Source organism: Duncaniella sp. (assembly GCF_029054785.1).
Taxonomy (GTDB): domain Bacteria; phylum Bacteroidota; class Bacteroidia; order Bacteroidales; family Muribaculaceae; genus Duncaniella.
On the sequence record NZ_JAIDEN010000145.1, the window covers coordinates 16587 to 35067 of the forward strand.

An 18481-nucleotide genomic window follows, 5' to 3' on the forward strand; every position below is an offset into this window, starting at 1 on the left:
ATATGTAATAAGCAACTGATAAGTAACTGACACATCATGAAAAAAAGTCTTCTCTATACCCGCACCGGCGATGCCGGTACCACGTCGCTCATCGGCGGACAGCGTGTCGCAAAAAACTCTCCGCGTGTAAACGCCTACGGCACTCTTGACGAACTCAATGCCCACATAGGGCTTGTGCAGGCCCGTTGTGCGGAACTTGACAACTTCGTGACCGCCACTCTGCTGAGCATCAACAACACTCTTTTCAATCTCGGCGCCTATCTTGCCACTCCTCCCGCCGAGGAGAGCGGCGACAGTCTGCCCAAATCGCTCGCAGCCCTACCCGACCGCATCGCCGAACTTGAAAAGCAGATCGACACGCTTGATGCAGCGGTGCCCGAACAGCGCACGTTCATTCTGCCGGGCGGAAGCATCGGGGCGGCTCACGCCCACGTGGCCCGCACCGTGTGTCGCCGCGCCGAACGCGAGATACTCAATCTTGCCGACACAGGCGAGCCTGTGGCCCCGATCGTCCTCACCTACATCAACCGCCTCAGCGACTATCTCTTCATCCTCGCCCGCTACATCAACCACTTCACCGGCACCCCTGACATCCCCTGGCAGCAGTCATGATCAGCGCCGGGGATAGCTTTTTTCTTTGCAGAATTTGATCTCGTTCCAACTATTCTTCTTAACTTTGCAACATAAATTTCGGTGATCCTTATGCCGGACAGAGGTCCGGACAGGATTGAAAAGGGAACCGGGTGAGAATCCCGGACAGACCCGCTACTGTAAATCCGCCACAAGGCAACGAGCCTGTGGCAGCAGCTTCACGGCAACTTTTTTTACGGTCACTGCAAAAGCCCACTCCGGGCTGCGGGAAGGCCGCCGCGAAAGCCGGATAAGTCAGGAAACCTGCCGAAATTGACATTCTGATTGCAGCTTTCGTGGACTAAAGCCGGCATCACTGATTCTGATCTTATCCGCACCTCCCCCCGGCCGGGCCTATCCGGCCGGATGCGCATTTTCCTCGTTTCCATAGCCTTCCGGGCCGGAAATGCGGATCGGGCGCATTGCGGACGGTTTATGAATAGCCGTCACCCCGACTGTCTGACATTCAGGCGTCTGAGTGACTCTTTTTATTTTAACCAATCATAAACCGAATGAAGATCAAATCTTTACTTCCTCTGACCACACTCTTAGGACTGATGTGGACAGCCGGAGCTTCGGCCACAGAAGTGACCGTAACGCTCAACACCATCAGCAAATCAATGACCGTGGTCCCTGCAGCCGGAGGCGAGACCGTAAACATCGGCGAGCCTTCAGCGGATTCAAACCCCGTCTATACCTTCAACTGCGATCCGGGCGACTACGTAATGAACCTCTTCGATGCCAAAGGCACCCCGACAGGCTCTATCACCACATCCATCTCCGGCGAAACCAACAACGTAAGGCTCTACAACATTTCGCTTTACGCTACAAACAAGACCGACGGCATCGAATGGCAGCTCGGCAAAGACTATGACGTTCCCTTCGACCGGATCAAAGTATCCTCCCAGAAAGGCGAAAACCATCCGGTGACTCCCGTGGTCTATGCCAACAGCACCCGCAAGGTGATTACCTTTCCGGTTAGAATCGGCGATTCATTTACCGCCACCCTCTTACCTTTAGGAGACTATGCCGAAGACTATGCCGAGGTCACAATAACACGGACCGTAACATTCAATGTCTCCGCGTCATGCACTTTCGAGCCCTATGTCACTTTCTCCCTGACCGCGCCAAAGGATGCCGAAGTCAAAGTGGCTCAGAAGATCGGATCGCGCCACTACGTGCCTTTCACCTACTACGATCCGGCAACGGCTGTCGAATCAGGCAACGACATGGTCTATACCTACCGTCTGCCCAAGAGCTCCAACTACAACTACCGCGTGTCACGCCAGGGCAGCATCACCAATGCCGGTATCTTTGATCCCTCGAAAGGCGACATCGCAATTACCGACGCCCAACTCAACGCCTATCCGTCAGACTATTATAATCATGACGTGGCAGCCAACAGCGGCTACAACTATGCCGACGTATATCTCAACATCAATCCGCAGGGGCATCTCCACATGCAGCCTGACAGCAAGTTCCACATCGTCAACCTGCGCACCTGGCAGCTGACCAACACCGTTACAGCCAACTATTTTATCGAACCCGACTATCACTACACCGTGCTCGGCACTGACTTCAAGCCCGACAATTCGGTGATCGACATCACGGCTGAAGGCCTCATCACCGCAAAGAAACAAGGCACCGCAATTGTGCAGGTACGCTATGACGCCATGTCGGTCGATGTAGCCGGAGGCAATCTCTGGAGCTCGATCTGGGCCGAAAATGTCGGCACCTTCGTGGTCACTGTCGGCGACAAGGCCGAAGGAATCAGAAGCAACATGAAGCTTCCCTACACTCATGAAAACCGCACCGGCGAGATTGATGCCGAACATGATGTCTTCTACTACATGAAGGGCGAAGACGGTTTCGACTACACCTTTACCCCTGAAGGCGTGGCTTCCGTGAGCGTGGCCACTCCGCTTGTCGACCTTGAGAAAAACACCCTGTCGTATCCCAATGGGTTCTCGACTGAAAAAGTCAGCAAAAACGCCGACGGCTCATATACCGTCCGGCTGGCATTCGGACGCAACATCGTCTGTCTGACTGACGCTGCAGGCAACAGCGTCTACCAGGTAATGTCAGCAAAACCTGCCACTTACAGTGTGTCCAAGGCCAAAGATGTCCGTAATGACAGCTACAACCTGCCCGGCGACGTCCTTGAGGTAAACTTCAGCGGCCTCTACCACAATGCCGGAAAGCTGGCCGCAATCTACAACCAGGGTTGCTCGCCTCTATATTCATCCATCCCTGAAGGCTATGACAACAACAGCGTCAAAGGCTCAGGCGGCCAATATAATTTCCCCGTGCAGCAGAAAGTGACCGTAACACTCAAAAACGACCAGCAGCCCATCGACTTCGACCTCAGCGGCGGATGCCTGACCTTCGGCGGTTTCGGTGACAAACTCGGCGGCCACCGCGACATAGACTATTTCACAGGCCGCAATCCCAACTTCACGGCTGTGTCTCAGTATCAGCTTTCCGGAGTTATTCCTGACGTATCGTTCAAGACCGATGCCTTTGCTGACGGCATGGAACTCTCCATGAGCCTCGAATTCGGCAAAAACGCCACTCCCGTCTCTCTCGCAGCCTGCAAACTTTTCCTCGGCGAAGACATGACCGTCACAAGCTCTGACGAATCAGTAGCCACCGTTGACAAAAACGGCAAAGTGACAGCCGTAGCTGACGGAAACGCCGTCATCACCTATGCCAATGCCGACGGCAGCAAGAAGTTCACCTGCTCTGTCGAAGTGTGGAGCATAAAAGTGGAAGGCATTGCCTTCAAAGACGAGGTTGTAGAAGCCATTGCATCCACAAAGGGAACCCGCATCATCTCGACAGCCCTGATATGGACACCGGCCAAACCCTCAAACCAGAATGTGACCTATGAACTCTCCAATCCTGATGTGGTCAGTCTTAAGAACAACCGCTTATACACAATAGCCGGCAAGGCAGGAGAAACAGATGTCACAGTAACCACTGCTGACGGCGGCTATAAAGCCACATGCCATGTCATAGTCCGTATGGCTCTCGAAAAACTTGCCTTTGAAGAATCAGCCGAAGAACTGACCGAGGGTGAAAGCCTTTCTCTCAAACCTGTCTACACCCCTGAAAACACTGATTTCAAGGAACTCATCTGGGTTTCTACCAACCCTGAGGTTGCAAGCGTTGATGAAAACGGTCTCGTCACTGCGCTTAAGGAAGGAACCGCGTCCATAAAAGCTACCTCAACCAAATATTCCTACATCAGCGCCACCCGCAATGTGACCGTCAAAGCGAAAGACCAGTCCGGAATCGAAACCGTCGGCATAGCCGGAGTGAAGGCCTATCCCAATCCTTTCACCGACTATATCATGGTGCAGACACCGGTTGCCACAAACGCGTCAGTCTATAGCCTGCAGGGATCGCTGCTGATCAGCGCCTCTCTGGAAGCCGGTCAGAACCGCATTGACACCTCGGCCCTCCCCTCCGGACTCTATCTTGTCCGCATCGGCTCTGAAACCGTCAAGATGATCCGCAAGTAACAAGTGAGAGGTCGTTAAAAGCACGACCCTCTAAGCACACTCGGCAAAACATTATACCGAGTATTACGCCAAAGGGCGCTGCCATGAGCGAAAAATCTCGCCATGACAGCGCCCTTATCAACACCTCCCCCGGATCTGCCAGCCACCGAAATCCTGGAAAAACGGCAAAAATCGCCCGAAAAACCTTGGAAAAACGGCAAAAACAAGCAAAATCACCTTGGAAAAACGGCAAAAGCCCTATTACCCGATTCAGTGCAAATCGGGCAAATAAAAGAGCCGTGTTTTTTGAAAAATAATTGCGATTCTAATTTTGCTATTAAAAATAATAGCATTATCTTTGTGGTGTAAATCAGACAAGAGAACAATGAAATATAACGAACTACACCGACTCCTCCGGAAAATAGGGTGTTATCCTATCACAGGGAAACAAATTGCAGGACACCCGGCTTGGTTCAGCCCTCTCACCGGTAAGATTTTTCCGACAAGCCATCACGGCGGCGACGATGTCAAGCGAGGAACTCTGAAAAGCATTCTCCGGGACTCAGGTCTCAAAATCTAAAAAGCAGGAGCGAAAGGCCCTCCTTTTAATCAAAATCTGTATATAAATTGTTATCAATATAAATAGCAAATATATGAATACTATAAAAGTTTTCATTGTCCGCGAAAACGACGGATCATATTCTTCCTATATGGACGAACAAGCAAATCTTCCTTATGGACTTGTTGGGGAGGGGGCAACTGTGGCCGAGGCTATGGATGAATGGAATCGGGCCTACAATGATATGAAGAAATTATTTGAGGTGGAAGGCAAAGAGTTTGTCGAAGCTCAATTCTCTTTCGCTTATGATGTCCCCTCGTTTCTTCTCTACTATGCCGGCAAACTCACCTTCGCCGGTCTGTCTAAACTCACCGGAATCTCGGCGGCTCAACTCTCTCAGTATGCCAACGGCTACCGTAATCCATCACCTAAAACTACTCAGAAAATTCAGAACGCCCTCCACGCTTTCGGTAACGAATTAAGTCAGCTTCAACTTGTTTGATTTTACACCTAAACATTGTTCTCGCAGATTATGCACCCTCGTTTTTTTAACGAGGGTGTTTTTGGTTAGCCCGGCATGTATTCAGTCTGACAGGTGAAAGTCATCGAAAATCATATTTTTATTTAGACTGTGGTATCAAAGATTACCTTAGCAGCCACTTATGTACATTATATCGGTTAATTTTGAAGAGTTACTTAATTGTGAAGAGTTGCTTATGATGCGGGGGTGGAAAGGGTGCTGGGGGAGTGAAGTGTTATAAATGCTTTATTAAGAGATTGTTCAGAGAGTTTGGCGTGTTTTTATTCGGCAGTTACAGAGCTTTTTTGTAAATTTGTAGCCAAATTGCCCGTCTTGGGGCCAATCACATCACTAACAATCTAACCATCACCATATTATGAGCAACAAAGAAGTGGTTCTCTCCGGCATCCGCGCCACAGGAAACCTCCATCTCGGCAACTATTACGGCGCTCTCAGCAAATTCGTCAAGATGCAGAATGACTATGACTGTCTTTTCTTCATCGCCGACCTCCATGCCCTGACTACCAATCCGGACCCGGACGCCCTGCATGAGAACGTAAAAAATATCCTCGCAGAATATCTCGCCGCAGGAATCGACCCCGAAAAGGCTACAATCTTCGTGCAAAGCGACGTCCCCGAAATTTCGGAGATGTATCTGCTGCTGAACATGCATGTAGGCATCGGCGAACTCCTCCGCACCGCCTCTTTCAAGGATAAGGCCCGCAAGCAGCTCGGCCTCGGCGCTGCCGGTGCCGATGATGATATCGAGAAGCAGATCATCGGTTCGGACACCAACAAGCGCGTCAATGCCGGCCTGCTCACCTACCCCACCCTCATGGCTGTCGACATCCTGATCCAGAAAGCCCACAAGGTGCCCGTAGGCAAGGACCAGGAGCAGCACCTGGAGCTTACTCGCCGCTTTGCCCGCAGATTCAATTCGTTCTACGGAGTGGAACTCTTCCCCGAACCTGAGAACTTCAACTTCGGCGATCATGCCGTAAAGGTGCCCGGTCTCGACGGCTCAGGCAAGATGGGCAAGAGCGAGGGCAACTGCATCTATCTCGTCGATGAAGAAAAGGTGCTTCGCAAGAAGGTGATGCGCGCCGTGACCGACGAAGGACCCAAGGAACCCAACCAGCCGATCTCGCAGCCGGTTGAAAACCTGCTGACTCTGATGGAACTGACCTCGGCGCCTGAAATCGTCCAGAGCTACCGCGACGCATACGCCGACTGCTCGATCCGCTACGGAGACATGAAAAAACAGCTGGCCGAAGACATCCTGAAGGTGACAACCCCGATCCGCGAACGCTATCACGACATCCGCAACGACGAGGCCTACATCTCGCGTGTGGTGCGCCAGGGTGCCGAACGTGCCCGCGAACGCGCTGCCAAGACCCTCGCCGAAGTGCGCCAGGTGATGGGCATCCGCAAATTCTAAGAGCCATCCTCCCCCTATACCATAATCAATAATGAAGAGATATAACCTCATCAACAACTCGCTCGGCTGGCTCTGCTTTGCCATTGCGGCGGTGACCTATCTGCTCACCATCGAGCCGACGGCAAGTTTCTGGGACTGCCCGGAATTCATCTCACAAGGCTACAAACTCGAAGTCGGCCACCCGCCGGGCAACCCGATCTTCATGCTTGCGGCCCGCTTCTTTGTCAACTTCGCGTTCGGCGATGTCAGCAAAGTGGCCATCATGGTCAACTCCATGTCGGCCCTGCTCTCGGCAGGCACCATACTGTTACTGTTCTGGACAATAACGCATCTGGTCAAGAGGCTGATTGTCAAGGACGACGCTACGGAACTGAGCCTCGTGCAGATGCTGGTCATCTTCGGATCGGGCATCTGCGGCGCGCTGGTCTACACCTGGAGCGATACTTTCTGGTTCTCGGCAGTCGAGGGTGAGGTCTACGCCTTCTCCTCATTCTGCACGGCCCTGGTGTTCTGGCTGATCCTCAAATGGGAAAACCGTGCCGAGCAGCCCCACAGCGACAAGTATCTGATACTGATAGCTTACGTGATCGGCATCTCGATCGCCGTCCATCTGCTCAACCTCCTGTGTATCCCGGCCATCGGCCTTGTGGTCTACTACCGCCTGTGGAAGAACACCACAGCCAAAGGGTCGCTGATCACCCTGGCATTCTCGGCTGTGGTCGTGGGCCTGATCCTCTACGGCCTCGTACCGGGATTCATCGAGGTGTCGCAGTATTTCGAGCTGTTCTTCGTCAATGTGATCGGATGCAGCTACAATGTCGGCGTACTGATCTACGCCATCCTCGCCGTCGGCTGCTTCATCTGGGCCATCAGCGAGCTCTACAAGCAGAGAAGCGTAGGCAAGATCCGCCTGAGCGTGGCCCTGAGCATCCTCTTCTCAGGCATCCCCTTCATCGGCGACAGCATGCTGATCCCGGTGATCATCATGGGCGGAGTCATCGCCTATCTCTTCATGGCCAAGAAACTCCCGGTGCGCATCCTGAACCTCGTCGTGATGAGCATCTTCGTCATCTTCATCGGCTACTCGTCATACGCCCTGCTGCTCATCCGCGCGAGTGCCAACCCGCCGATGAACCAGAACGCCCCGGACAACGTCTTCGCCCTCGCCTCCTATCTCAACCGCGAGCAGTATGGCGAACGCCCCCTCTTCTACGGCCAGACCCACCAGTCAAAAGTGGTCTACGAGGTGAAGGACAACGGCGAAGTCACACCTATGTATAAAACCGGACGTCCGATCTACGCCAAGACCGTCAAGACTTCCGAAGACCAGCCGGACCACTATGAAATCACCGGCTACAAGAAAGACTATGTAATGGCGCCGGAGCTGAACATGCTCTTCCCGCGCATTTACAGCGGCGCCCATGCCGCGGCTTACAGCGACTGGATCGGCGGTCTGCACGGCAAACCCGTGGAAGCTACCAAGTATGTCCGCAACGGCGAGACTCTCCAGTCTGAGACCCTCCTGAAACCCACGATGGGTGAAAGCCTGCGCTTCTTCCTCGTCTATCAGCTCAACCACATGTACTGGCGCTATTTCATGTGGAATTTCGCCGGACGCCAGAACGACATCCAGGGCAACGGCGAAGTCAACCACGGCAACTGGATCTCAGGCATCCCCTTCATCGACAATCCGCGCCTGGGCGACCAGAGCCTGCTGCCCGACAGCGACGGCAAGGGCAACAAGGGCCACAACGTCTTCTACATGCTCCCGCTCCTCCTGGGCATCATCGGCCTGGGATGGCAGGCCTTCACCTCGAAGCGCGGCATCGAGCAGTTCTGGGTGATCTTCTTCCTCTTCTTCATGACAGGCATCGCCATCGTGCTCTATCTGAACCAGACCCCGACACAGCCCCGCGAGCGTGACTATGCCTTCGCCGGATCGTTCTATGCCTTCGCCATCTGGGTGGGCATGGGAGTGGCCGGACTCTGGGCGCTGATCAACGAGCTTCTGAAAAACAAGAAGACAGCCGAAAAGGGACCGAAACACGGCCTCGCGGCGGCGATCTTCGCCTGCTTCGTTGGTCTCGCAGTACCCTTGCAGATGGTTTCGCAGACCTGGGACGACCATGACCGCTCAGGCCGCTATGTCACCCGCGACTTCGGTATGAACTACCTCGACTCGGTCGACGAAAACGGCATCATATTCACCAACGGCGACAACGACACCTTCCCCCTGTGGTATGCCCAGGAAGTCGAAGGCCACCGCACCGACGTGAAAGTGGTCAACCTGTCATACCTGACCACCGACTGGTATGCCAACCAGGTCAAGCACCCCTCCTACGAGGCCGCCGGCATCGAGACACTGGCCAAACCGGAAGACTACGGCTATGACCGTATGAACTTCAACTACTTCTCGGCCGAGTGTGACACCACACCTGTCAACATCTTCACCGCCCTCCACCAGCTCTATGACCAGAAGTCAAGCCAGAATCCCTGGGGAGCGCCGATGATGGACCACAACAACTTCATCATCCCCGTGGACATCCCCGCGGCAGTCAAGGCCGGACGCATCACCGAACATGAGGCGGAAATGGCCGACACGGCAATCGAGGCCAACATGAACAATGACCGCGAGGCCATGCGCCACGGCGGTCTGACACTCAGCCAGGTCCTCTCGCTCGACATGCTCGCCACTTCTATCAAGAACGGCTGGAAAAACCCGATCTATTTCGCATCGACAGTGCCGTCGGACTACTATTTATCGCTCCAGCCCTACATGCGCTCGACCGGTATGGCCTACGAGGTGACACCCGTGCGCAACGAAGAGAACGGCGACTATGACATCTCAGCCGTCAACACCGACAAGGCTTACCGCAACATCACCGAGAAGTTCCGCTGGGGCGGTCTGGAGAAAGTGACTGATCCGAGCCAGATCTATCTTGACGAGACAGTGCGCAAGATGGTCACCACCACCCGCTCCTACATTATCGCAGCCGCGACCGGTATGATCAACGAAGCCGCTATGGCCGAACGCGCCGACACTGTGACCACTCTCTCCGACGAGGAGCGTCACGGACTCAGCGTCTTCAAGGCCGACCGCTACGCCAAGGCCCTCAACCTTCTGAAACTGATGGAGGAGAAACTGCCTGAAAGCGCATCGCCATACAGCGTGCAGATTCCTCAGAAAATGGCTCAGATCTATGCCCGCATCGGTATCGCCACAGGCAACAAGGAAGCCTCTGACCGCGCCATCGAGCTGCTTGAGAACGAGCTGATGCGCTATGGACGGAATGTGAAGTACTATCAGAGCCTCAGTCCCTGGCAGTATGCCACACTGCCGCAGACCGACAAGTTCATCGAAACTTACTACATGGTCTATCTGCTCCAGGATCTCAGCGATGCAGGCGGCGATGCCGAAAAGATGGTCGACCGCCTCACTGACATGGGAATCAACTTCGACCGCATCGTCTCCATCCTCCAGCGATAAGAGGGTGTTTCAACTATTGTTATTAAACCTCTTAAACACCCTCTAAAAAGCGACAGGGCATGTGGATCGAACAACCGCCGTTTTTCTACCGGCTGCTTTTCACAGAGGCGATATGGCGCATTCTGAAACGCGGGAAGAAGGTCGTCTATCTTACTTTTGACGACGGCCCTATTCCCGAAGAGACCCCGTGGGTGCTTGATGTGCTTGACCATTATGGAATCAAAGCGACGTTTTTCATGGTCGGCGACAATGTGCGCCGCCATCCCGAACTCTTCGAGGAGGTCAAACGCCGCGGACACTCCTACGGCAATCACACCATGCACCACCTCCAGGGCCTCAAGGTCAGCGCACCAAAGTTTTTCCGCGACATCACGGAAGCTGACCGCCTGATCGGATCGAGCCTCTTCAGGCCTCCCCACGGCATCATCTCTCCGTTGCAGACACGTCTGATCAAGCGTCACTACAATATAATAATGTATGATCTCGTGACCCGCGACTATTCCAAGCGCGTCACGGGTGAGGAAGTGCTCGAAAATGTCAAACGCTATGCCCGCAACGGCTCGATCATAGTGTTTCACGACTCAAAGAAGGCGCACGTCAACATGCGCTATGCCCTCCCGCGGGCCATCGAGTGGCTCAAGGTGCAGGGCTATGAGTTCCTGCCTCTGCCGATGTGATGCAAGGGACGGAAAACACCGAAACATCCATGAACGCGGCTGACATCAAACGCCTTCTTGCCGAGGCCGGGGCTTTCCGCTCGGCCATAGCCGCAGCCGGGGAGGTCGACAGCGCTTCTGTCGACTCTTACCGCTCCTGGATTGCCTCAGGGAAGCATGGCGAGATGGCTTATCTTGAAAAATATGACGATCTGCGCTCCGATCCCCGCCTTCTTCTCGACGGGGCCCGGAGCGTTATTTCCTGCGCTTTCAGCTATGGGGGGAGTTTTGGGAGTGCTGGGAGTACTGGGGGCACTGGGAGTGCTGAGAGTGCTGGGAGTACTGGGAGTTTTGGGAGCGCTGATGATTACTGCGGGGGGCTGCAATGGGCGGAGTATGCTTTGGGCGATGACTACCACGATGTTGTCAGAAAGAGGCTCTCTGCCGTTGCGGAGACGATCAAGGCCGAGACTGGTGCGGAGTGCCGCGTCTGTGTGGATACGGCGCCGCTGCGTGAACGCTACTGGGCCGTGAGGTCAGGACTCGGCTTTATCGGGCTGAACAATCAGCTGATCATTCCCGACGGCGGCTCGCGCTTCTTCCTTGGTGAGATCCTGACCTCTCTCGAACTGGAACCTGACAGCCCTGAGGGTCCGATGTCCTGCATGGGCTGCGGACGTTGCATAGCGGCCTGCCCCGGTAAGGCTCTCAGTATTGCCGACGATGGCAAAGCCGAACTTGACGCGCGCAAGTGTCTTTCCTATCTGACGATCGAATACCGCGGGGAGCTGCCCCCTGACACACGGCTCGGCAGTCACGTCTACGGCTGCGACGAATGTCAGCGCGTCTGCCCCCACAACCGGCAGTCGCCACGGACAGAAATCATGGAGTTCCAGGCCCGCAGGGAGATCACGGACCTGAGCGCCGAACGGATCGCAGAAATGAGTCAGGAGGAGTTTTCAAGCACGTTCCGCCGCTCGGCCATCAAGCGCACAAAACTCGCCGGGCTGCAACGAAACGCCCTGAAAATCATCCAGGAGAGAACATTGAGTCAGTCTCCCGAAGACGGCGTCCGGGAGGAGTAAGGGCGTAGGATTCAGGATTGTATTTCAGACCGAATGACAGATGGAACCCGTTGGCGAGCAGCTCGCGGGCCAGTTGCGGTTTGCCCCGGAAGCCGTGGATGATCCAGGGCTGTGACGGCCTCCATTGCCGCCGGAGGGCTATGATTTCAGGGAAGGCTCTGACAATGTGGAGCAGCAGAGGTTTGTGGAACTGCTGACTGAGTTCGAAGTGGACCCGCAGGAGGTCGGTCTGAAGGCTTATGACTGAATGTCTGTCAGCAGTCTCGCCTGAATTCAGCCTCAGAGGATCAAGACCGCACTCACCGATGGCCCTGACCTGAGGTTCGGCGGCGAGAGCCCGGAGAAGGCGCAGGTCGGCGGCGCTGACAGAGGCGGCGTTCCAGGGGTGGATCCCGACCGAATACAGGAAACCGGGCCTCAGAAGCGGACGGGAAGCGACTGAGCCACAGCGCACACCGACAGGGTCGATGTCAACGAGAGCATTGCGGCTCAGGACGTGGGTGTGGGCGTCGAAGAGGATCGGAGGGAGTGTCATTCAAAGATGCCGGTCATGGGGGAAGGTTGGAAGATTCATGTCAGCCGTCACGGTACCGGGTCATAGCCCGAACCGCCCCAGGGATGGCAACGGCAGATGCGCCTGACAGCAAGCCAGGAACCGCGCAAAGGACCGTGTTTCATGATAGCCTCCACGGCATACTGGCTGCATGTCGGGGTGAAGCGGCAGGCAGCGGGAAACATCGGAGAGATGCAGAGCTGATAGAAGCGGATCGGGAGGATGAAGAGACGGCGCAGGAGATTCAAGGCGGTCAGGATTGAGTGACGGGAACTGAGATCTGTGCTTCCGCCTGAACGGATTCAGCCGGGGAAGCGGCCAGTGCGGCGCCGATGCGGGAAAGGATACGGACAACCGAACGCTCGACGGCGGCATAAGGCTTCAGTTCGGAAGCAACGTAGACAAAAGCGATGTCCAGCGGCAGGTCGCGCGGGATGAGATGGCGGTTGAGACGATAGGCTTCGCGGATGCGGCGGCGCATATAGACGCGGTCCACGGCATGGCGCAGCTTTTTCTTGGGGACCGCAATCAGAAACTGCGGGCAGGATGCTGATTTGCGCGAGGTGTTCACGCGCCAGACGGCTCTCAGAGGGTAGGCCATAACAGACAAGGCAGCGGGATTGCTGCGGTCAAACAACTGACCGATCGCAATCTCGCTGCGGAGTTTTTCTATCTTATAAAGCCTGAGGCCAAGCATAAGGCACAATGTGGATGTGAGGGGGATGTGAGGAGGATTTCTATCCGTTCTTGGCGTCCTCCTTAAGGAAATTGTCAAGGGCTGCGGTCATCGAGGGAGCTTTCACAGAGGGAGCCTCCAGATCGAGACGGAGTCCGGCATCACGCACGGCCTGGGCCGTTGTGCCGCCGAAACAGCCGATGCGGATATCTTTCTGATCGAATTCGGGGAAGTTTTTCAGCAGGGAGTTGATTCCAGAGGGGCTGAAGAAAAGGAGCATGTCATAATCGAACTTCTCTTCGGGACCGAAGTCGTTGGATACGGTGCGATACATGACAGCCTTGGTGTAGTTGATACCGTTTGTGTCAAGGATGCTTGTGTCTTCCTTATGAACGTCGGATACTATATAGAGGAAGCGTTCCTTCTTGTGCTTGATCAGGAAAGGCATGAGACCATCCAGTTTGCCGGTTTCGCCGTGGAAGATCTTGCGTTTGCGATAAACGATATATTTCTGGAGATAGAGAGCGATTGACTCTGTCGTACAGAAATACTTCATTGTGTCAGGAATGGAGACTCTCATTTCCTCGCAGAGACGGAAGAAATGGTCAATTGCAGTGCGAGCAGTAAAGACGATTGCCGTAAATTCGGAAATAGCTATCTTGGACTGACGAAATTCCTTAGCTGTAAGCCCTTCTACTTTAATAAAAGGCCGAAAAACAATCTCTACGCCATACTTTTCAGCGATGTCATAATAGGGAGATTTGTCGGAAGCAGGCTTCGGCTGGGAAACTAATACTTTTTTTACTTTCACTGTCGGATAGTGCTTGATTAACGTAGGTTAGGACTGCATAGAGAGAATATCTTTGCAGACAAATGTCTTGCGATCAGAGGCCGAAGCGTCTCGACTTCAGGCGTCCAACCGGCTGAAACGGCCTATGCAACGGAAAATCAGGACCACGGGCACGATTTCAAGCGTGCAAAGATACAAAATAAAATAAAGCAAAGAGCCAAAATTATCGTAAAAAAGCCTAAAGCCCTTGAAAATAAATATCAGACGGGCTATAAGATAGCACACAACCCCTATGCCTGCCACTATTGCGGCCCCTCCGGGGTTGAACAATACAATAAGGGCGGGTATTGTCAGCAGCAGTCCCAGCAGGGCCTGGGAGGCGTTGAAGCCCTTGAGCCACTGGCGGGCTGAAAGCTTATCGGTAAACACGTAGCCCACAAGACGATAGGCAAAGAGCTGCCAGACATAATATAGTCCGGCGACCACAAATAAAGCCCCGATTTCATGGAAATTAGGCAGTGGGGTGGAGAGTCCGCGCGAAGTCAGGGCGGCGTTGATGATTATGCCCTCGCAAAGGCAGGTAAGCAACACGATGGAGATCTGGATTCCGGTCTCGCTGAAGGTGCGGACCACAAAGGTGTTGTCCGTACGGCGCACCGACCAGAGGTCATAGGAAAAGTTCTTGATGTAGGTCGAACAGTGGCGCAGATTGAAGGCAAGCAGCAGGAAAACGGCTATCAGCAGACAGAGCACACCGGAATCATAGCCGGGAAGCACCGTGCGCGGGGCAGGAGCCATCCCCAGGGTGTAGGGCACACGGCCTACGGTCATGTCCGACCTGTCGGCTGACGAGAGCGGGGCCTCCCATTCGCGGCATACCGCAGGCGCCAGTTGCGCCACCGAATCCTGACTGAACGAAAGGGGGTTCATTTTCCGCAACTTGCTGTGTGGTTTCTGACAATTGCCAAAGCCTCTTCGGGATTAGCGACCACTGTGGCGGGAATCTGCCCGTCGCGCATGAAACCGAGGTCGGCCATGCGGCGGAACATGTCGAGAAGCGGATCATAATATCCGTCGGTGTTGACAATGATCACCGGACCTGTGAAGAGTCCGAGCTGATGCCAGGTCATGATCTCGGCCAGTTCGTCGAGAGTACCGATGCCGCCCGGAAGAGCTATGGCCGCACATGACATGGAAGCCATCGTCATCTTGCGCGAGTGCATCGAGTCGGTCACGATACACTGCGACAGCTGCGGATGGTTCCAGCGTTTGTGCATCATGAATTCCGGAAGAACGCCGACAGCCTTTCCACCGGCCTGCACAGAGCCCTCAATGGCGGCAGCCATCATACCTGCGGCACCGCCACCGCAGACCAGTGAAAAGCCTGAATCGGCGATAAGTCCGCCTGTGGTACGTGCCACAAGCATATATTTCGGATCAATATCTGATGATGAGGCGCAGTAGACAACCACGCCGTTGCGTTCGGACTTGGAATTCATGAGTGCAAAATTAGCAAGTTTCTTCAAGAGAAACAAATGATGCGACCGCGATGATCACCACATTCAGAAAAACCGCGGGCGGACGAAGGGGGCGGCGGGAGCGCGCAGCAGAGCCGAGAGGGCTGCGAGTTGCTGCTGGAGCTTTACGGCAAACGGAGCGGCACGGACAAGCCCTGCGGAATCGCCCGCGGCCACGAGCGATGTGTGGATCACCCGCAGTACCACGGCCATCTCCAGATGACGCCTGATCAGGCCGTGGATCCCTGTCTGACGCCCGCCTCCCGCCGCCTGAGGCACCTTGAGGGTGATCTGCATGAGATGATCGGCGCTGTCATCGGCGGGATGGGCCGCCGGAGAGAGCTCAGGCCTTTCGCCGTCAAGCTCCGCATCGTCGACATAAGGGAGCAGGCCGAGGACGGTCTCGGCGAAAGCATTCTTGATCATGAGGGTAAGAATCCCGCGTCGGGCGGGGTCGATGAGCGGAGAAAGTGAGGTTTTCTCGTCAGCGGAGGCCGACAGAAGCTCCAGGGCAACGAGCGCGTGGACCGTATCGGCGATAACCTGTGTGGAAAGCGAATAAAGCATGGCGTGGGGAGATTCAGGAGATGGTGATTTGGCGGGTTTCAGGGTCAAAGGAAGAGCGCAGCAGGTCCATCGCGCGGGCTGGGGAGATGAAAAACTGCGAGGCATGGCCGTCGGCAAGCACATTGGCAAGGGCGAAATCCAGACGGTAGCCGTGGCGCTCCATCAGCCGTCCGGCCCGGCGGTCAAGTTCCTCCCAGAGGGCCAGACGGCGGTCGTTGCGCAGTTTCAGACGCCCGTGGCGAAGCACCCGCAGCATGCGCAGTGCATATTCATAGGTACAATAATAGCATGGAGCGGGTTCAAGAGCGGCCTGCGAGGCCACATAGCGGAGACTGACGGGATGGCCGGCGGGAATGGAGGAGATCACACGGCGGGCGGCTTCGAGAAAATGACGGTTGCGGAGGGTGATTAAAGAATACATAAGGCAGAAACGTGAGGGGGGAAGAAAGGTGTGTGTTTGTGTGAAAATAGTAAAATGTGTCTCGGTGAGAGGTGTCGGAAGAAACGTGATGTTTTTCTGTCAGCAAAGTTAATTGAGACCCGGTGCAGGAGGCAGGCACACCGATGTGAATTTATGTTAAGAGTCTACTATTAGACACCCTCTAAGCCCCTTCATGCAGACAACCTTCGGTCAGCTCCAGGGCTATGCGGTCACGGGCGGCACGGAAGGAGTTGAACGACTCGTAGATGTCGAGCAGGGCGATGGCCGAGTTGTAGACCTGGCTCTCATAGAGCGAAGCCGAGACGTTGGATGACGGGAGCTGCCCCTGAAGCGCGCCTGACACCCCCGAAATGTTCTGGAAGAGTTTCATTTCGGTGTCGAGAAGCTGCGAGGCGTCGCGGCTCGCACCCGAAGACGCGCTCACCTCCATCGGCATCAGCCGCGAGGCCGGATTCAGAGGAATCACACCGCCGGGCTTGCTCCAGACGCGGCATACATCCTTGATGTCAGAGTCGGGCATGACGGAATCCATCGGCATCAGTAGCACTCCCTTGGCGCTGTTGGCCAGGATATGGTCGATCATGGTGATGAGCATGTTGATGTGTTTCTGCTGCCCGATCAGATCCTCGATGAAGGAATGGACCTCGCCGTCGGTCAGAGGATAGAATTTGAAGGCATAGGGATGGGAGCCAGAAGGCAAGGGAGAGCGGGTCTCGTCAAGCACTGTGCCGTTGGGCGCCATAAAGCGGCAGTGCCAGTGGGGATCCTCGGTCGGGCGCGAGGGATTGATGTCGAAGCTCCAGACCTCGGCCACCTGACAGAGCATGTCGGCATCGCAGTCATTGAAGCCGCGGCTGTTGGCATAGCAGCGTTCGAGCATTGCGCAGCGCGAGGCCGATCCGTGGCCGAAACGCAGCTTGAGTTCCGCAAGGCCTACCCGGAAGAAATGGCCGATGAGCCGCACATCGGCCCCGCGCGGATCGGAGAAACGGTTGACGAAAAAGTCTTTCGGGCTGATGTTGTCGGCCCAGACCGCAAGCTGCGAGCCGGGACGGCATTCGCAGACAAGTTTCTGGATGACGCAGCCTGAGATGAGAAACTCTTCGAGTGAGCGGCTGTCAAGCTCATCGAGCAGATTGTCGGCTCGGAAGCTGTCGAGGCGGCTGTCAGCCGGGGTTTCGTCCGCACTCAGGTTGTAGCGGAAACGGCCCACGACCGCTTTGACCAGCGAGCGCAGCAGATTGTTGGTCAGAGGACGCATGCCCGATTCAAGGGCATATTCGTGTTCGGAGATGATGCGTCCGTCATCGGTTGTGACCGGATCGGACCATTGCAGCCCGTAGGTGTGGTCTTTGAGCCGCTGACGCGTGGCCCGCAGCGACGACATCTCCTGATGGGCCTTCACCGCCCGGCGGTAAAGACCCGGATTGTATTTCAGTTTCATAGCTTGGGGTGTGAGGGGTTTAGAGGTGGTTTAACAACCTCTTATTCGGGATGGAGAGTAGCCAGGGCGGAATCGTCGAATTCATAGACACCATCCTCGCAGACGATGCAGTCGAGCCGGGCAAGGCTGTCGGAACCGGTCGCGGCGGGATAGAGACGCAGGCTTCCGCCATAGAAGAACGCCAGGGGCGATGAGGTGGTAGCGCGGGTGAAGGGATGGCGCTGACGTTCGAGGAGAGCCGAGGCGGGATCGGTCACCACAACGGCGGGACGCAGCCAGGAGGCGAGGCGCACACGGACCACGCGCACCACCCCCGCAGGGAGCGTCAAAACAGTGGCGCCGTCCTGTACAGGGGGCAGAGGCAGGTCAAGCGACCGCGGGGCCAGCATCGAAGGCGAGGCTTCGAGGAGCAGCCGGCGGTACCAGAGGTTCATTTCAACGGTGAAGAGCGCGTCGCTGTCAAGTCCGTCGTTGCGCCGGAAGACAGCATCGGCCAGCGGAGGGCTGAATGCGTGGTGCAGACGCCAGAGGTCGAGCATTTCGGGGGTTGTCAGTGTGAGTTTCATTGTCAGATGTGTGGGTGACTGGTTGGTGAAGTGTGTGTGGATCTGTGG

At 55.4% G+C, this 18481-nt stretch carries 19 protein-coding genes and 1 riboswitch; of the genes, 9 read left to right on the forward strand and 10 right to left on the reverse strand.

Annotated elements, in window-relative coordinates; translation table 11 throughout:
- Nucleotides 1-36: 36 nt before the first annotated feature.
- From K2H17_RS09025 to queG, 9 genes are all read left to right on the forward strand, one after another.
- The gene (locus K2H17_RS09025; protein ID WP_300133927.1) at nt 37-612 is read left to right on the forward strand and encodes a cob(I)yrinic acid a,c-diamide adenosyltransferase; all 576 of its coding nucleotides are present in this window, start codon (nt 37-39) and stop codon (nt 610-612) included.
- A 62-nt stretch (nt 613-674) separates the two neighbouring features.
- Nucleotides 675-917, forward strand: a riboswitch (cobalamin riboswitch).
- A gap of 225 nt (nt 918-1142) precedes the next feature.
- Entirely contained in the window at nt 1143-4154 is a 3012-nt protein-coding gene (locus K2H17_RS09030) for an Ig-like domain-containing protein (protein ID WP_300133930.1), read from the forward strand.
- Nucleotides 4155-4237: 83 nt separating this feature from the next.
- On the forward strand, nt 4238-4450 hold the full coding sequence (locus tag K2H17_RS09035; protein WP_300133932.1) for a hypothetical protein: 213 nt from the start codon (nt 4238-4240) through the stop codon (nt 4448-4450).
- Between the two features lie 68 nt (nt 4451-4518).
- Nucleotides 4519-4713, forward strand: a complete 195-nt coding sequence (locus K2H17_RS09040) for a type II toxin-antitoxin system HicA family toxin (RefSeq protein ID WP_300133933.1) — start codon at nt 4519-4521, stop codon at nt 4711-4713.
- 73 nt (nt 4714-4786) lie between these two features.
- Nucleotides 4787-5194, forward strand: a complete 408-nt coding sequence (locus K2H17_RS09045; protein ID WP_300133935.1) for a helix-turn-helix transcriptional regulator — start codon at nt 4787-4789, stop codon at nt 5192-5194.
- Nucleotides 5195-5588: 394 nt separating this feature from the next.
- Nucleotides 5589-6650: a tryptophan--tRNA ligase gene (gene trpS, locus K2H17_RS09050; RefSeq protein WP_300133936.1), complete on the forward strand. Its 1062-nt coding sequence runs from the start codon at nt 5589-5591 to the stop codon at nt 6648-6650.
- Nucleotides 6651-6681: 31 nt separating this feature from the next.
- Nucleotides 6682-10137 carry a DUF2723 domain-containing protein gene (locus K2H17_RS09055; protein ID WP_300133938.1) on the forward strand — a complete coding sequence of 1152 codons (3456 nt, stop codon included), beginning with the start codon at nt 6682-6684 and terminating at the stop codon, nt 10135-10137.
- Between the two features lie 59 nt (nt 10138-10196).
- Nucleotides 10197-10814, forward strand: coding sequence for a polysaccharide deacetylase family protein (locus K2H17_RS09060; RefSeq protein ID WP_300133939.1), 618 nt, complete (start codon nt 10197-10199; stop codon nt 10812-10814).
- Nucleotides 10814-11878 carry a tRNA epoxyqueuosine(34) reductase QueG gene (gene queG / locus K2H17_RS09065; RefSeq protein WP_300133940.1) on the forward strand — a complete coding sequence of 355 codons (1065 nt, stop codon included), beginning with the start codon at nt 10814-10816 and terminating at the stop codon, nt 11876-11878. Before K2H17_RS09060 ends, queG begins: the two co-directional genes overlap by 1 nt.
- Here queG and K2H17_RS09070 read toward each other — a convergent pair.
- The 10 genes from K2H17_RS09070 to K2H17_RS09115 form a co-directional block, all read right to left on the reverse strand.
- On the reverse strand, nt 11823-12413 hold the full coding sequence (locus tag K2H17_RS09070) for a TatD family hydrolase (protein WP_300133942.1): 591 nt from the start codon (nt 12411-12413) through the stop codon (nt 11823-11825). The genes queG and K2H17_RS09070 overlap by 56 nt on opposite strands.
- Before the next feature lie 47 nt (nt 12414-12460).
- Complete coding sequence (gene yidD, locus K2H17_RS09075; RefSeq protein ID WP_300133944.1) at nt 12461-12679, reverse strand: membrane protein insertion efficiency factor YidD; 219 nt, start codon at nt 12677-12679, stop codon at nt 12461-12463.
- A 5-nt stretch (nt 12680-12684) separates the two neighbouring features.
- The gene (locus K2H17_RS09080; protein WP_300133946.1) at nt 12685-13128 is read right to left on the reverse strand and encodes a ribonuclease P protein component; all 444 of its coding nucleotides are present in this window, start codon (nt 13126-13128) and stop codon (nt 12685-12687) included.
- A gap of 40 nt (nt 13129-13168) precedes the next feature.
- On the reverse strand, nt 13169-13918 hold the full coding sequence (locus K2H17_RS09085; protein WP_300133948.1) for a uroporphyrinogen-III synthase: 750 nt from the start codon (nt 13916-13918) through the stop codon (nt 13169-13171).
- A gap of 96 nt (nt 13919-14014) precedes the next feature.
- Nucleotides 14015-14827: a DUF4271 domain-containing protein gene (locus tag K2H17_RS09090; RefSeq protein WP_300133950.1), complete on the reverse strand. Its 813-nt coding sequence runs from the start codon at nt 14825-14827 to the stop codon at nt 14015-14017.
- On the reverse strand, nt 14824-15396 hold the full coding sequence (locus K2H17_RS09095; protein WP_300133952.1) for a TIGR00730 family Rossman fold protein: 573 nt from the start codon (nt 15394-15396) through the stop codon (nt 14824-14826). The genes K2H17_RS09090 and K2H17_RS09095 overlap by 4 nt, the downstream gene beginning before the upstream one ends.
- Nucleotides 15397-15459: 63 nt before the next feature.
- Entirely contained in the window at nt 15460-15981 is a 522-nt protein-coding gene (locus K2H17_RS09100) for a hypothetical protein (RefSeq protein WP_300133954.1), read from the reverse strand.
- Between the two features lie 13 nt (nt 15982-15994).
- Nucleotides 15995-16402 (reverse strand): hypothetical protein, encoded by a 408-nt coding sequence (locus K2H17_RS09105; protein WP_300133956.1) that lies wholly within the window; start codon nt 16400-16402, stop codon nt 15995-15997.
- A 181-nt stretch (nt 16403-16583) separates the two neighbouring features.
- Nucleotides 16584-17867 (reverse strand): hypothetical protein, encoded by a 1284-nt coding sequence (locus K2H17_RS09110; RefSeq protein WP_300133959.1) that lies wholly within the window; start codon nt 17865-17867, stop codon nt 16584-16586.
- Nucleotides 17868-17908: 41 nt separating this feature from the next.
- On the reverse strand, nt 17909-18481 hold a 573-nt coding region (locus K2H17_RS09115; protein WP_300133960.1), incomplete at its 5' end, for a hypothetical protein.